This is a genomic window from Enterococcus sp. DIV1314a (assembly GCF_051713805.1).
GTDB lineage: Bacteria > Bacillota > Bacilli > Lactobacillales > Enterococcaceae > Enterococcus_I > Enterococcus_I aquimarinus.
On the sequence record NZ_JBIOQP010000001.1, the window covers coordinates 1,309,676 to 1,322,833 of the forward strand.

14 protein-coding genes, 1 riboswitch and 1 other annotated feature are annotated in these 13,158 nt (G+C 39.5%); of the genes, 9 read left to right on the forward strand and 5 right to left on the reverse strand.

Features of this window, described 5'->3' with window-relative positions; all coding sequences use genetic code 11:
- Positions 1–180: 180 nt before the first annotated feature.
- Together IGI68_RS06230 and IGI68_RS06235 are read right to left on the reverse strand one after the other, a co-directional pair.
- Entirely contained in the window at positions 181–918 is a 738-nt protein-coding gene (locus tag IGI68_RS06230) for an amino acid ABC transporter ATP-binding protein (RefSeq protein ID WP_438731424.1), read from the reverse strand.
- Positions 919–928: 10 nt separating this feature from the next.
- Positions 929–2,512 (reverse strand): ABC transporter permease subunit, encoded by a 1,584-nt coding sequence (locus IGI68_RS06235; RefSeq protein ID WP_438731427.1) that lies wholly within the window; start codon positions 2,510–2,512, stop codon positions 929–931.
- Between the two features lie 134 nt (positions 2,513–2,646).
- A riboswitch (Lysine riboswitch) is annotated at positions 2,647–2,819 on the reverse strand.
- Positions 2,820–3,159: 340 nt separating this feature from the next.
- On the opposite strand from IGI68_RS06235, the gene IGI68_RS06240 reads away from it, so the two are divergent.
- From IGI68_RS06240 to IGI68_RS06250, 3 genes are all read left to right on the forward strand, one after another.
- Positions 3,160–4,107 (forward strand): magnesium transporter CorA family protein, encoded by a 948-nt coding sequence (locus tag IGI68_RS06240; protein ID WP_438731430.1) that lies wholly within the window; start codon positions 3,160–3,162, stop codon positions 4,105–4,107.
- Positions 4,108–4,244: 137 nt separating this feature from the next.
- Complete coding sequence (locus IGI68_RS06245; protein ID WP_438731433.1) at positions 4,245–4,721, forward strand: DUF2798 domain-containing protein; 477 nt, start codon at positions 4,245–4,247, stop codon at positions 4,719–4,721.
- Between the two features lie 384 nt (positions 4,722–5,105).
- A complete protein-coding gene (locus tag IGI68_RS06250) occupies positions 5,106–5,231 on the forward strand; it encodes a hypothetical protein (protein WP_273230426.1) in 126 nt (41 codons plus the stop codon).
- Between the two features lie 211 nt (positions 5,232–5,442).
- Here IGI68_RS06250 and IGI68_RS06255 read toward each other — a convergent pair whose 3' ends face one another.
- The 3 genes from IGI68_RS06255 to IGI68_RS06265 form a co-directional block, all read right to left on the reverse strand.
- Positions 5,443–5,691: a GlsB/YeaQ/YmgE family stress response membrane protein gene (locus IGI68_RS06255; protein WP_071874927.1), complete on the reverse strand. Its 249-nt coding sequence runs from the start codon at positions 5,689–5,691 to the stop codon at positions 5,443–5,445.
- Between the two features lie 393 nt (positions 5,692–6,084).
- Positions 6,085–6,540, reverse strand: a complete 456-nt coding sequence (locus IGI68_RS06260) for a general stress protein (protein WP_071874926.1) — start codon at positions 6,538–6,540, stop codon at positions 6,085–6,087.
- A gap of 286 nt (positions 6,541–6,826) precedes the next feature.
- On the reverse strand, positions 6,827–7,123 hold the full coding sequence (locus IGI68_RS06265) for a hypothetical protein (RefSeq protein ID WP_071874925.1): 297 nt from the start codon (positions 7,121–7,123) through the stop codon (positions 6,827–6,829).
- A gap of 183 nt (positions 7,124–7,306) precedes the next feature.
- On the opposite strand from IGI68_RS06265, the gene IGI68_RS06270 reads away from it, so the two are divergent.
- The 6 genes from IGI68_RS06270 (at position 7,307) to IGI68_RS06295 (ending at position 13,118) form a co-directional block, all read left to right on the forward strand.
- The gene (locus IGI68_RS06270; protein ID WP_438731439.1) at positions 7,307–8,155 is read left to right on the forward strand and encodes a chorismate mutase; all 849 of its coding nucleotides are present in this window, start codon (positions 7,307–7,309) and stop codon (positions 8,153–8,155) included.
- Between the two features lie 2 nt (positions 8,156–8,157).
- Entirely contained in the window at positions 8,158–8,703 is a 546-nt protein-coding gene (locus IGI68_RS06275; protein WP_438731442.1) for a transcription repressor NadR, read from the forward strand.
- 110 nt (positions 8,704–8,813) lie between these two features.
- Positions 8,814–9,054: a binding site (T-box leader), on the forward strand.
- Between the two features lie 192 nt (positions 9,055–9,246).
- A complete protein-coding gene (locus IGI68_RS06280; protein ID WP_273230414.1) occupies positions 9,247–10,296 on the forward strand; it encodes an ATP-binding cassette domain-containing protein in 1,050 nt (349 codons plus the stop codon).
- A gap of 1 nt (position 10,297) precedes the next feature.
- Entirely contained in the window at positions 10,298–10,978 is a 681-nt protein-coding gene (locus IGI68_RS06285) for an ABC transporter permease (RefSeq protein WP_273230412.1), read from the forward strand.
- A gap of 21 nt (positions 10,979–10,999) precedes the next feature.
- On the forward strand, positions 11,000–11,860 hold the full coding sequence (locus tag IGI68_RS06290) for a MetQ/NlpA family ABC transporter substrate-binding protein (RefSeq protein WP_071874920.1): 861 nt from the start codon (positions 11,000–11,002) through the stop codon (positions 11,858–11,860).
- A gap of 46 nt (positions 11,861–11,906) precedes the next feature.
- Positions 11,907–13,118 carry a M20 family metallopeptidase gene (locus IGI68_RS06295; RefSeq protein WP_438731447.1) on the forward strand — a complete coding sequence of 404 codons (1,212 nt, stop codon included), beginning with the start codon at positions 11,907–11,909 and terminating at the stop codon, positions 13,116–13,118.
- Positions 13,119–13,158 lie beyond the last annotated feature (40 nt).

Below are 13,158 nucleotides of genomic sequence, written 5' to 3' on the forward strand. Positions count from 1 at the left end.
ATGGCAATTGTAAATCAAGAATTTTCAGTAAATTCTTAGCTAACTAATAGAGGACTCTAACAAAGAAGCGATTAGGAAGGAAATTGTTCGGATTTATCTTGAAGTAATCATAAAGCACGAAAAAAGCACTGCCTAAAAGCCGTCAGTTAACATAGGCTTTTAGGCGGTGCTTAATTGTGATTAAGGCGTTAAAATGCGACTCAAGAACGTTTTAGTGCGTTCTTCTTTTGGATGAACAAAAATATCTTCTGGAGCACCTTCTTCTGCGATGACACCCTTATCCATAAAAATGACTCGATCAGAAACATCACGCGCAAAATCCATTTCATGGGTAACAATCACCATTGTCAAACCGGTCTGCGCCAAGTCTTTCATTGTTTTTAACACTTCCCCCACGGTTTCTGGATCGAGTGCTGAAGTTGGTTCATCAAACAGCATCACATCGGGATTCATTGATAATGCACGCGCAATCGCTACCCGTTGTTTTTGTCCCCCAGAGAGTTGACTCGGTTTGGCACTTTGAAATTCTTTTAAGCCAACTTTATCTAAGTTTTCTAAAGCAATTTTTTTCGCTTCTTCGGGATGGCGTTTTAAGACAGTGATTTGTCCCGTGGTACAATTTTCTAAGACGTTTAAATTGTTAAACAAATTAAACGATTGAAAAACCATTCCAAGTTTCGTGCGATAGGTCGATAAGTTATAGCCTTTTTGTAAGACGTTTTCGCCATTATACAGAATTTCGCCACTTGTTGGTTTTTCTAATAAGTTAATACAGCGGAGTAAGGTGGATTTTCCGGAGCCGGAAGATCCGATAATGGTTAATACTTCACCTTTATTGACCGTCGTTTGGATATCTTTTAAGACTTCATTGTCACCGAAACTTTTTTTCAAATGATTAATTTCAATAATTGTTGACATAAAACCTCTCCTATCTTTGACCTTCTATCGGTTCTTCTACTTTAGTGAAAGCATCCGGTCCATCGATTTTCTTCTCCATTAAACGTAACAAGCGTGTTGCACTGAGCGTCATCACTAAGTAAATCAACCCGACAATTAAGAATGTTTGGAAGAATAGATAGTTTGTACCTGCTGCTGCGGTTCCTTGGAAGAATAAATCGCCCACACTAATGACACTTAAAACAGCAGTATCTTTAATATTTACGACGGTTTCATTTCCAATCGCAGGTAAAATGTTTCGAACAACTTGTGGTAAGACGATTTTACGCATCGTCTGGGTATGCGTCATTCCGATCGCTTGGGCCGCTTCAAATTGCCCTTTATCGACTGCGAAAATCCCACCACGAACAATTTCTGACATATAAGCGCCTGTATTAATCGAAACAATCAGTAACGCTGCGACTGTCCGGTTTAAATCAATCCCAAATGCTAACGCTAAACCGTAGAAAATGACCATTGCTTGCACCATCATCGGTGTTCCACGAAAGACTTCAATATAAATCGTTAAGAGCCAATCGCCTAATTTTTGCATGAAACGAGTCAAAGGTTGATCGCTTTGCGGCAATGTCCGAAAAACACCGACCAATAATCCAATGAGTGTTCCGGCAATCGTGGAGAAGATGGCAATTAATAACGTTAGTCCTGCACCTTGTAAAAACAAAATACCATATTCACTCATAATTTGTTTTAACGTAGACCAAAGACTCATCTCTCCTTCTTGGCTAGCGGAAGGTTGATTTTGAATGGCTAAATCCATTAATTCTGTACGCTCTTCAGCAGAAATCCCTGCTAAAATTTGGTTGACATCTTGAACAAGGGGATCGTTTTTACGCATGCCAATCGCAACTTGCACATCTTCTGGTTCTGTTTGAAAACCATCTTCTGGAGCAAACTCAATCATTGTTAAATTTTCATTGACGTTGGTTGCCGTGACTCCTTCTGGTCGTTCACTCACATAGCCATCGATAATACCAGAGGCTAGCGCCACACGCATAGCGGAGAAATCTTTCATCGGATCTTGATAAACGACATCCGGAATTTGATCGACGACTGAATAGTGAAAGGTATTTAATTGCCCAGTAATTTTCGCACCGGAAAAATCAGCTAAAGACGTCGCATTGGCAAACTCACTATTTTTACGCGTTACGACAACTAAACGTGATTCGTAGTAGGGGTCGGTAAAATCAATGACTTGACGACGTTCTTCTGTGGGGGACATCCCCGCAATAATGGCATCAATCGAACCAGATGTTAATGCTGGAACGAGACCATCCCACTGAGTTGGCACAATCACCAGTTCTTTGCCTAAACCTTCAGCGACGCGCTTCGCAATTTCAACATCGTAGCCACCTGCATAAGAATTTTTTTCACCATACTTTAAAACAGCACCATGCGCATCGCTCGTTTGTGTCCAGTTAAAAGGAGCATAGGCTGTTTCCATCCCCACACGAAATTCATTTTCGGGTGTTTTGTCATCCGCATTGACGGAAAAAGTGCCGACAACCATGGAAAGGGTCAAAGCAATTAATAGAAATAATGTCCTTCTTTTTTTCATTTGATATCCTCTTTTCTTTGAATCAGGACACCAATCATCCGAGGTAATGTCTAAAAAAAGACAAAAAACAGCCGGTCTCTATGATCAGAAAGCGGCTGTAGACAGATAGCGAAATAATTGTCGACAAACTTCTCACAAAACATAGCGCACCTTAGTCGAAACTAAGACAGTTCGCAAATTATTCACTTGCGACCCAACGTTTTTTAGAAAGCAGCTAAAAAAGCGTTTCGGCGATGTTCCCTAGTCCTGCGTCAAAGTGTTGCTTCACTCGACAGGGTTAATGAACCTCGCGACCTCTACCTGGTTGAAGGTATCATATTCAATTGTTATTACTTATTGCGATTTTAGCCGATAAGCTTCTCTTTGTCAAACATAGCGCTAAAAGCAGCTAGTTGCAAAAAGAGACGTTATCGTAGGCGAAATAGGAGGAGAATCACGAAAAGCGCTTTTTCTTTGGAGCCTTCATGCATTCTGCTATAATTGTAAGTAACCTTATTTCCTTTATAAGTGAACGAAAAAACGTTGCAAAGAAGCAATCTTTTTTCGTTGTTCAAAACACTATATACAAGGCGACAAAAACGCTTGGTTACTGTATTTGAGAACGAACGTTTACAGATGAATGAAGATAGAAAGGATTTGAGTGATCGATGATCCATTATTATCAGATTGATGTGAAAGAGGCAATTCAAGAAATCGAATCCGAAACACAGGCAGACTGGATTGCCCTTTATGACGCTACGGATGAAGAAATTAAAAAGTGTCTTCAAGCGTATAAATTACCGGAAGATTTACTAGCGAGAATTCGTCAAGAAGAAGAAGTTGCCCGTTTGGAAATTTATCAAAGCGATGAATTAAAGGAAGTACAAATCCTTGTGTTAACGAATCTTACCAATCAACGGGATAAACGAATTGAAGAGCGTTTAGAACCCATTATTTTTATTTTTTCGGATACGGTCATGCTGACGCTTACGACTGCCGAATCGAACTTTTTCCCACGACTACTCGAAAAACATGGTTCGGCTGTTGACTCCAAAGAAAGTTTGACGGCGTATGCGATATTAATGATTTATTCTCATTATATTCAAGAACTTAGACAGATTAAGGAAGTCATTGATGCACTTGATGACGATGCACGTGAAACGACCAAAAATGAAGCGCTCGACCGCTTAGCAAATACGGAACGAATCGTGATTTTCTTAGATCACACGCTACAAGAACAAAAAGAAACATTACAAACTTTTTTCGAAGAAACGAAATTTGCAGAACAACTCTCGGATACGAAATTACGGTATGAAATTAACCTACGCCAAAAATATGCCGAAAAAATGGTTCGCTTATATCGCGATTTATTGGAAAATGTCGGCGGATTATTTAGTGATATGATGAGTAATAACTTAAATCATTTGATGAAATTCTTAGACTCCGCTGCATTGGTCGTTTCAGTTCCTGCGATGATTGCGGGGATTTGGGGCATGAATACCGGCGGACTTCCAGGAGAAAAATCTAATTTTGGTTTTTTGGCTGTCTCTGCTGGAGCGATGTTTTTAGCGATTCTAACGGCAATCTATTTGCGAAATAAAAAATATTCAAAATAAAAAAGATGCCTCTCTTGAAGAGGTTCTTTTTCATGAGAATTCAATTTGTTAATTCTCATGAAAATTTAACTTATGAGGCGGCTTTATTTCTGCTAGACTGGCTACTGTTATTGTAAAACAAGACAGGAGGAAGTATGATGCCAAAAACAAAAAATGAAGGTATCTTTTTTACCAGTTTGATGTGTTTTCTTATGGTGCTCGGAATGAGTATTTATAATTTATTATTGCATCAAGATTTTTCGATGATCAATCTTTTCATGGGGGTAGTCTTAGGATTTATCGTTGCTTTTATTCTCGATGTATTTGTCGTCGGAATAGTAGCGAAAAAAATCGCCTTTAGCTGTTCATTTGTTGATAAAACAAAACCGATGCAACTAATTCTAACGATTTCATCTTTAATGGTCCTTGGAATGGTGACGTTTATGTCATTATTTGGTTTAGTAGTGGAAGGCGGGTTCGGAGCGCTATCGGTAGCTGCATATCTTAACGCTTGGAAAATGAACTTTATCGTGGCGCTGCCATATCAATTACTGATTGTAGGTCCCTTTTCACGCTTTGTCTTAAAAAAGATCCAAAATAGAAAAATGAATGAATCTGTAAACGCATCTGCTTAAACCAGTTTCATGCTTTTCAAGCGACCAACCGACTTTTCAAAAGAGAGAAGTCATTTGGTCGCTTTTTTTATGAAGTCGTTTTAAAAGGTTCTCAGCAACTACAAGTTTGAACGGATTCCAGTGCGATCCTAAGCGATCCGAAAATGCTACAAGAAATCCAGAACGTAGTAGTGCTCCCTAGTTATCCTTACGAGTATTTCCGTGACGTTTATTAGCGTAAGTACCATCCGAAATCTTTAAAACGCAAAAAGCCCGAGGAGAAAAGATTATTCGGATATAAAAGGCGTATTGATTGAATAATGGGGCGATTTTAACTATACTTTAATTAACAACAAGCTTTACCGTGCGACCGTCAAATACGATCAAAAAAGGAGGTCATCTCATATGTCTAGCAATAAAAAAGGTGCCATGTATCCTTTACAAGTACTAGGGACAGCAGTTGGTTGGGTTTTTGTCTTTGGACTCGTAAAATGGGCGATGAAAAATAGAAAAAATCAAATGCCAAGGTAATGAGTGGGAAGTTTATCTGATACAAATGTTGTGACATGATTGGTATATCAACAAACGCATCAACGAAAGAGTCTTCGGACACTTTCATCGATGCGTTTTATTTAGGTATAGACAAAAAAACGAGTAAGAAGAGAAACTCCTTACTCGTTTACGTATTCAAATAATATGATGCCAATATTTTATACAAAATGGATATCAAACATATAAAAAATTATGCTCTACCTCTACCTGTAAAGAAAGAAACAACAGCAATCACAATGATTGCACCTACAATTGATGGAATTAAAGCCATGCCTGCAAGTGAAGGTCCCCATTCGCCAAGGAGTGCTTGACCAACAGATGCGCCGACTAAACCTGCGACAACATTCGCGATAATACCCATTGAATTTCCTTTATTTAAGATTGCACCAGCGACTGCGCCGATTACGCCCCCTACAATTAATGCCCAAATAAAACCCATGATAATCTCTCCTTTATTTTTTTTTTTTGATTGGCTTTCACACCGAATCAAGTCATATTTCCGCATTGCCAATCGTTCCATCGAACATCAAACCTGTCAGAGAAAACCAATCCTCTTCCGTTTTAAAATAGGATAGAACAATGAAAATGGTGAAAATTTTCCTGTAACAAATGGATCGCTACAGCCTAAAGAAAAAAGATAGAAATAACCGTTCAATATGGTTCATGTAATCAGGTCATAGACAATTTCTATCGAATCACTCATCGTAAAATGATGGCTGCTTGAATCGTATTGCTTAGGAAAATCGTTTATGACTACAACTACAATGCTAAATGATTTCATTTTTATAGTCAAGATAGATGCTTCCGTCGTATTTAACCAACGTATAGATGACTATAAAATCGGATCGTGTCGGTTATAGCCTAGTTCCGTCTCAATTTCTTTTTCTCGTAATGTTTCGATTGACTCATTGGGATAGCCACTTGGCACTTCCTCATCGGGTAGTCGATCTTTTGGTTCACCCTCAATTAAGATCACAATATAGCCTTTTTGTAAATCTTCGCGATAGTCGTAAAGTAAATGTTGATCGCTTTGGATTTCTTCTTCGTTATACGATTCATCTGAAAATGCATCTTTAATTTTTTCCCATAAAGACCGATGTTCTTTTGCTTCTTCGGTCAACTCGTGTTCAGTCGTAATATCGATGCTCGCTAGTTGATGGTATTCGTGACGGGTAGCCTCATTGGAGATTAAGCGAATGTCTTTTTTTTCATAACCTTGTGCTTGCAAACGTTCAACCGCTAAAAAAGCGCTTTGGGGAGTAGCATAACTTCCTTCAACAAATTTCATTTGAATGCTCCTTTCAGATTCCTTCATAATGATGAAGTTTGTAACTCAATTATATTTTAACTCTTTGAGAGCGTTTACTCAAATGATACGACTTGGGAAGGGATGTCGCGCGGATAGGTCAAAACAACATACGACAAATCATAACAACTGTGTTATCCCCAAAAAAACGTACTTTCAGAGATTACTTTCCTTAGTATGAATACAAAAAACCAACCAAACAGAAGACTGTTTGGTTGGTTTTGTTGTTTAGACGTTTCGAGCGTCTCACAGTTATGATGAAAAAGCTTTATGCCGCTTTTGCTTTTGGTTCACGACCTAAAATAGCTTGTAAAACAGTTAAACCAGCCATCACACCTAAAATTACGTAGATTAAGCTAGAGTATTGAGTGACGCCAAAGCCCCACGTACGGAAAACGACTAAAGAAATTGCTAAAACGATGATTGCTAGGACGTTAAAGAATGCAAAGGCCCATAAATTTCCGTTTTCTTTACGGCTTAAGTAAAAAACAGAGAAGTACAAGCTAATCGCTGTCCATGCGATACATACTAAAATAATTGCCCAATAAATAATTGCTGCTAACATCTTTTTTCACCTCACTTCAAATCAATCACTTTGATTTTAACACCTTTTTAAAACCCTGTCATGAAAAACTTGTGAAAAACTTCTTATTTTTGAAAAATAAAAAGAATGTGAAAAGCTTTTCCTTTCTATTCCATCTTTAGGTATAATGGAAAAGACGAGAAGAAGAGTAGAGGAGCCAAAAGAATGAGTGAAAATCGTAGTGAAAAAGAAAAAATGATTGCTGGCGAGCTGTACTTAGCTGGAGATCCAGAGTTAGTGGCCGGTCGCCAGTTTGCCCGTAAGCAAATGATGAGGTTTAATGCCGAAATCGATCCACAGATTCGAGAGGAAATCTTAAAACAAACATTTGGACAAGTCGCAGATACTGTTTACATTGAACCGAATCTTCGTTTTGATTATGGTTATAATATCTCCGTTGGCAAAGATTTTTATGCGAACTTTGATTGTATTTTATTAGATGTTTGTCCGATTACCTTTGGCGACAACTGTATGCTCGCCCCAAACGTTCAAATTTATACTGCCAGTCATCCATTAGATCCGATTGAACGTAATAGTGGATATGAAAATGGTGCACCTGTGACCATTGGGAACAATGTTTGGCTAGGAGGGGGTTGTGTCATTTTACCTGGTGTCACACTGGGCGATAATGTAGTTGTTGGAGCGGGCAGTGTGGTGACGAAATCATTTCCGGATAATGTCGTTCTAGCGGGGAATCCAGCAAGAGTAATCAAGACAGTCACCAAAAAAACAGATCTAACTGAGCATCCGTTAGCAAAAACAAGACAAGAAATCGATGCGCTTGATGGGCAAATCGTGCGTTTACTAGAAGCACGCATGCAAGCTGTTTCGGAGGTTGTTCGCATTAAAAAAGAAAACGAGATGGCGATTTTAGATAACACAAGAGAAGCAGAAGTCCTAGAAAAAGTTCGGGGAAAAGTCCAAAATCCGGATTATGCAGAAACGATTGTCGCGACTTTTGCTGATATGATGGCACAATCGCGACGCTATCAAAAACGTCAATTGGAGGGATGATTGTGTTAGATGGAGAACAGCGACGCAAAGCGATTCTTGCGCAATTACAAACAACGAAACAAGCCTATAGTGCGACTAAATTCGCAAAAGAACTAGGGGTGAGTCGGCAAGTGATTGTCGGCGACGTTGCCTTACTACGGGCTGCTGGCGAGGAAATTATCGCGACTGCTCGTGGATATAAGTTGGCTTCTGAGGAATTAGCAGAAGGCTTCCTTGCAAAAATTGCGGTTCAACATGATGAAAGTCAAACGCAATTAGAGCTCGAAACGATTTTGTCTTTTGGTGCCGAGATTTTAGATGTGATTGTTGAACACGATCTTTATGGAGAACTCGTTGGGGGTCTTTATATTAGTAACGAAATCGAAATGTTGAATTTTATGCAGAAATATGAAAAGTCACAAGCACGCTTATTATCACAGTTAACCAATGGCATTCATTTGCATACGATTCGGTATCAAAAAGCGAAAGATTTAGCACAAATTAAACAAGCGCTTGCTGAACAGGGCATTTTATACCAAGATACAATGGATGCGACCGTCAACAAATGATTGTCGAGAACATTAGATGGAAAGTTCGTCTATTTCGAAAAAACAACAAAAAATCATTGACAAAGAGTGTGAAATCCTGTAAATTGGTTTTCAACAACAAAACTAAATAGTAAATTCCCGTGAGAAGGAAAGTATACTTGGATGCTTTATTAGAGAGGCTCTGGCAGGTGAAAAGAGCTAAGTTCAGAAAAGTAGAAAAATGGCCTTGGAGGAAAGTTTGTCGATAAGTAGGCACACTCGGAACGTTTCACCGTTATAAGAAACGCCAATCGTTCAGATCAACTGAATTTGTTGGGCTAAGGGAAGGCAACTTCCGAACAAAAGGTGGTAACACGAATTTTCGTCCTTTTACTAGTTTCGACTAGTAAAAGGATTTTTTTGTTTTTTTAGCTAAAAATGATTGGGCTAAGGAGTGAGTCATTCACTTAAACTGAGGTGGTAACACGCAAAAAGGCGTCCTCAAACAGAGAAAAATGTTCTTTGTTTGAGGATGTCTTTTTTATTTGTTATCCTCAAGTAACGAGAAAAACGAGGAGGAACAACATGATAGAATTAAAAGATATTTCAGTGATTTTTAATCAAGGAAAACGCGTCATTACAGCGGTGACGGATGTCGATTTAACAATTGAACGGGGCGATGTTTATGGGATTGTCGGTTATTCAGGTGCCGGGAAAAGTACGTTAGTCCGGGTGATTAACTTATTGCAACGACCAACAACGGGTAGTGTGATTGTCGATGGGACAAATTTGACAAACTTGGCTCCTAAAGAGTTGAGAAAAAAACGGAAATCGATTGGGATGATTTTCCAACATTTTAATTTAATGGATAGTCGTACGATTTTTGATAACGTTGATTTTTCGTTGAAATACACCGGCAAAAAGAAAATTGATCGTCAAAAAAAAGTGCTTGAGTTACTTGAGTTAGTTGGTTTAGGCGATAAAGCGAATGCTTATCCAAGTCAATTATCCGGCGGTCAAAAGCAACGGGTAGCCATTGCTAGAGCGTTAGCGAATGATCCAGAAATTTTACTTTGTGATGAGGCAACGAGTGCCCTTGATCCCAAAACAACCTTACAAATTTTAGCATTATTAAGAGAATTAAATAAAAAATTGGGCTTAACGATTGTGTTAATTACCCATGAGATGCAAGTCGTGAAAGAAATTTGTAATAAAGTAGCGGTTATGGAAGAGGGACGCGTGATTGAACATGGTGAGAGCGTCCAAATCTTTAGCCAACCAAAACAACCGTTAACGAAAGACTTTATCCGAACCGCGACGCATATCGATCAAGCACTCGAAACAATTTTAGGACACCAAACGTTAGCGAATTTGGCAGATGATGAATGGTTAGTCGAACTTTCGTATGTTGGCGAACAAACTGGGCAACCCATTATTGCTGAAATGTTTAGTACGTATCAAGTCGTAACGAATATCTTATATGGCAATGTCGAAATTATCCAAGAAGTGCCTTTAGGAAGTTTAATTGTGACGTTAAAAGGAACGTTTGATAACCGCCAGCGGGCTCTTGATTATTTAAAGAGTCAAGGTGTGAGTGTGACGATTCTTAAAGAAACAACGAAAGGAGGACAATAAGATGTACGCATTTTTTGAAACGTATTTCCCAAATGCGATGGCAATTCCTCAAGAATTTGTCAAAGCAACCATTGAAACCATCTATATGACCTTTTGGACAGCGATAATTTCAGGTTTTCTCGGAATCTTTTTCGGGGTTTTACTCGTAGTCACTCGACCGGGAGGGATTTTAGAACAAAAAGCGATTTTTGTGGTCTTAGATCAAATTGTGAATATCGTGCGTTCCATCCCTTTTATTATTTTACTTTCATTATTAGTCGGATTTACACGATTGATTGTGGGGACATCGATTGGGGCAACAGCAGCACTGGTTCCACTGATTGCAGGCGTTATTCCATTTTTTGCCCGTCAAATTGAAATCGCGTTGCTTGAAGTTGATCCAGGAGTCATCGAAGCGGCGGAAGCGATGGGAACGAGTCCTTTCGGGATTATCTTCCGCGTCTATTTAAAAGAAGGCTTAGCCGGAATCATCCGCGTTTCGGCCTTAACGATTATTAATGTGATAGGTTTAACTGCCATGGCGGGAGCGGTAGGTGCCGGTGGTCTCGGTAGTTTAGCGGTGACTCGTGGGTATAATCGTTTTCAGACAGATGTCACGATTGTGGCGATGTTAATTATTTTAGTCTTGGTATTTATTAGTCAAGCAGTGAGCAACTTGCTGATTAGAAAAATTACGCATTAAACAATAGAGGGGGAAATGAAAATGAAAAAATATTTATCAGTTGGTTTAGCAGCTGTTGCTTTATTGGTTTTAGCAACAGGTTGTGGCAAAAATGACGAAACAGGTGTTAGTGCAGCAGGGCAAACAAGTGAACAAGAACGTACGACCGTGAAACTTGGCATTATCGGTGCAGACACCGACGTCTGGGATAGCGTCCAAGCACGTTTGAAAGACGAAGGCATTGATTTGGAATACGTACAATTTACCGATTATAGTCAACCGAACACAGCGTTAGCGAGTGGCGATATTGATTTGAATTCATTCCAACATCAATTTTTCTTAGATAATTTTAACGAGGAACACGAAACAGATTTGGTTTCAATCGGGAATACGGTCAATGCACCATTAGGCATTTATTCTGAAAAAATCAGTGATATCGCAGAATTAAAAGAAGGCGATAAAGTTGCCATTCCAAATGATGTGACCAATGGCGGCCGTGCCTTAATTTTATTACAATCAGCCGGACTTCTTACGGTTGATGAAGCGAAACAACAAGCACCAACGGTTTCAGATATTACGGATAACCCATTGAATTTAGAAATTGTTGAATTAGATGCCGCACAAACGGCTCGTGCTTTACAAGACGTAACTGTTTCGGTTATCAATAGCGGAATGGCTGTGGATGCTGGTTACATCCCTGCCAATGATGCGATTTATTTAGAGCCGGTTGATGAAAAGTCTCGTCCGTATGTGAATATCATCGCTACTAGAGCAGAAGACGCGGATAATGATATTTATCAAAAAATTGTTGCAGCCTATCAAACGGATGAAACGATTAAAGTCATCGAAGAAACGTCCAAAGGTTCAAGTATTCCAGCTTGGGAAACATTCGGTAAAAAATAATAACTAGGGTTATAGGTTAATAGGTGAAGAAAAGGAGCGATTGGTTATGACAACAGCAACACAAACAAAACATGAGGTAATTGAAGCTTTTATTAAAGAAAGCTTACCAACGTATCAACAGTTAGCTATTGACATTCACGAACATCCGGAAGTCAGTAATTATGAAGTCTATTCTTCTCAAGTCTTGATTGATCAACTGAAAAAAGAAGGATTTGAAGTAACAAAAGATGTCGCGGGTCATCACACAGGATTTGATGCTCGTTACAAGTCTGAAAAAGCCGGACCGACCCTTTCCTTTTTAGCGGAATATGACGCCCTTCCAGGCATTGGTCATGCCTGTGGTCATAATTTATTTGGAAACTATTCCGCACTTGCAGCCAGTGCCTTGAAACAAGTCATTGATGAAACAGGTGGCGAAATTCGCGTGTACGGAACGCCGGGTGAAGAAGGTGGCGAAAATGGGTCCTCAAAAGCGAGTTTTGTTCGTGAAGGATTCTTTGATGATGTCGATGCCGCGCTATGTGTCCATCCAGGTCATCGTTACGCAAAAACGTCAACAGGCTTAGCGAACGATCCCGTTGATATTAAGTTTTATGGGGTAGCGAGTCATGCAGCCGGCGCACCAGAAAAAGGCGTGAATGCTTTAGAAGCGGTCATCCAAGTCTTCAATAGCATTAATGCGCTTCGTCTTCATTTACCAAAAGACGTTAATATTCATGGCATTATCACAAATGGTGGTGTGGCAGCGAATGTTGTTCCTGATTTTGCGTCTGCGCGCTTTTACTTACGCGCTGCCAATCGTGCGACGTTAAATGACGTTTATGCAAAAGTCGAAAATATCGTGAAAGCAGCTGCGCTCGCAACGGGTGCCACTTATGAATTTGGATTGTTCCAAAACTCGGTGGATGATATCATCGTAACCGATGCCTTTGATGAAGTATTCTTCAGTCATGCCCAAGCAGCAGGCGTTCCAGCAGACGAAATCGTTGAAGTCAAAAAACAAAGCCTGGGTTCTTCTGATGTAGGGAATGTCAGTCAAGTCATCCCAACAATCCAACCGACCGTTTCCATTTCAGATGACTACATTGCCGGACATTCAATCGAATTTAAAGCAGCGGCTCGTAGTCCAAAAGGATTAAATTCCATTGGCATTGCAGCGGAGTTATTAGCCAAAACAGCCCTTGATTTAATTGAACAACCAGAGCTACTTGCAACAATTAAAGAAGAACATCAAGCTAGTTTAGCAAAAGGGAATTAAGCAAAAATCGACCAAAAAGCTGAAGCAGTGATTGCTTCAG

Bases quoted from the DNA above. Each gene is read 5' to 3' on its own strand.
- IGI68_RS06280 (WP_273230414.1), top strand. From the start codon at position 9,247: ATGATAGAATTAAAAGATATTTCAGTGATTTTTAATCAAGGAAAACGC.
- IGI68_RS06250 (WP_273230426.1), top strand. From the start codon at position 5,106: ATGTCTAGCAATAAAAAAGGTGCCATGTATCCTTTACAAGTACTAGGG.
- IGI68_RS06260 (WP_071874926.1), bottom strand. From the start codon at position 6,540: ATGAAATTTGTTGAAGGAAGTTATGCTACTCCCCAAAGCGCTTTTTTA.
- IGI68_RS06265 (WP_071874925.1), bottom strand. From the start codon at position 7,123: ATGTTAGCAGCAATTATTTATTGGGCAATTATTTTAGTATGTATCGCA.
- IGI68_RS06290 (WP_071874920.1), top strand. From the start codon at position 11,000: ATGAAAAAATATTTATCAGTTGGTTTAGCAGCTGTTGCTTTATTGGTT.
- IGI68_RS06255 (WP_071874927.1), bottom strand. From the start codon at position 5,691: ATGGGTTTTATTTGGGCATTAATTGTAGGGGGCGTAATCGGCGCAGTC.
- IGI68_RS06245 (WP_438731433.1), top strand. From the start codon at position 4,245: ATGCCAAAAACAAAAAATGAAGGTATCTTTTTTACCAGTTTGATGTGT.
- IGI68_RS06270 (WP_438731439.1), top strand. From the start codon at position 7,307: ATGAGTGAAAATCGTAGTGAAAAAGAAAAAATGATTGCTGGCGAGCTG.
- IGI68_RS06235 (WP_438731427.1), bottom strand. From the start codon at position 2,512: ATGAAAAAAAGAAGGACATTATTTCTATTAATTGCTTTGACCCTTTCC.
- IGI68_RS06230 (WP_438731424.1), bottom strand. From the start codon at position 918: ATGTCAACAATTATTGAAATTAATCATTTGAAAAAAAGTTTCGGTGAC.
- IGI68_RS06240 (WP_438731430.1), top strand. From the start codon at position 3,160: ATGATCCATTATTATCAGATTGATGTGAAAGAGGCAATTCAAGAAATC.
- IGI68_RS06285 (WP_273230412.1), top strand. From the start codon at position 10,298: ATGTACGCATTTTTTGAAACGTATTTCCCAAATGCGATGGCAATTCCT.
- IGI68_RS06295 (WP_438731447.1), top strand. From the start codon at position 11,907: ATGACAACAGCAACACAAACAAAACATGAGGTAATTGAAGCTTTTATT.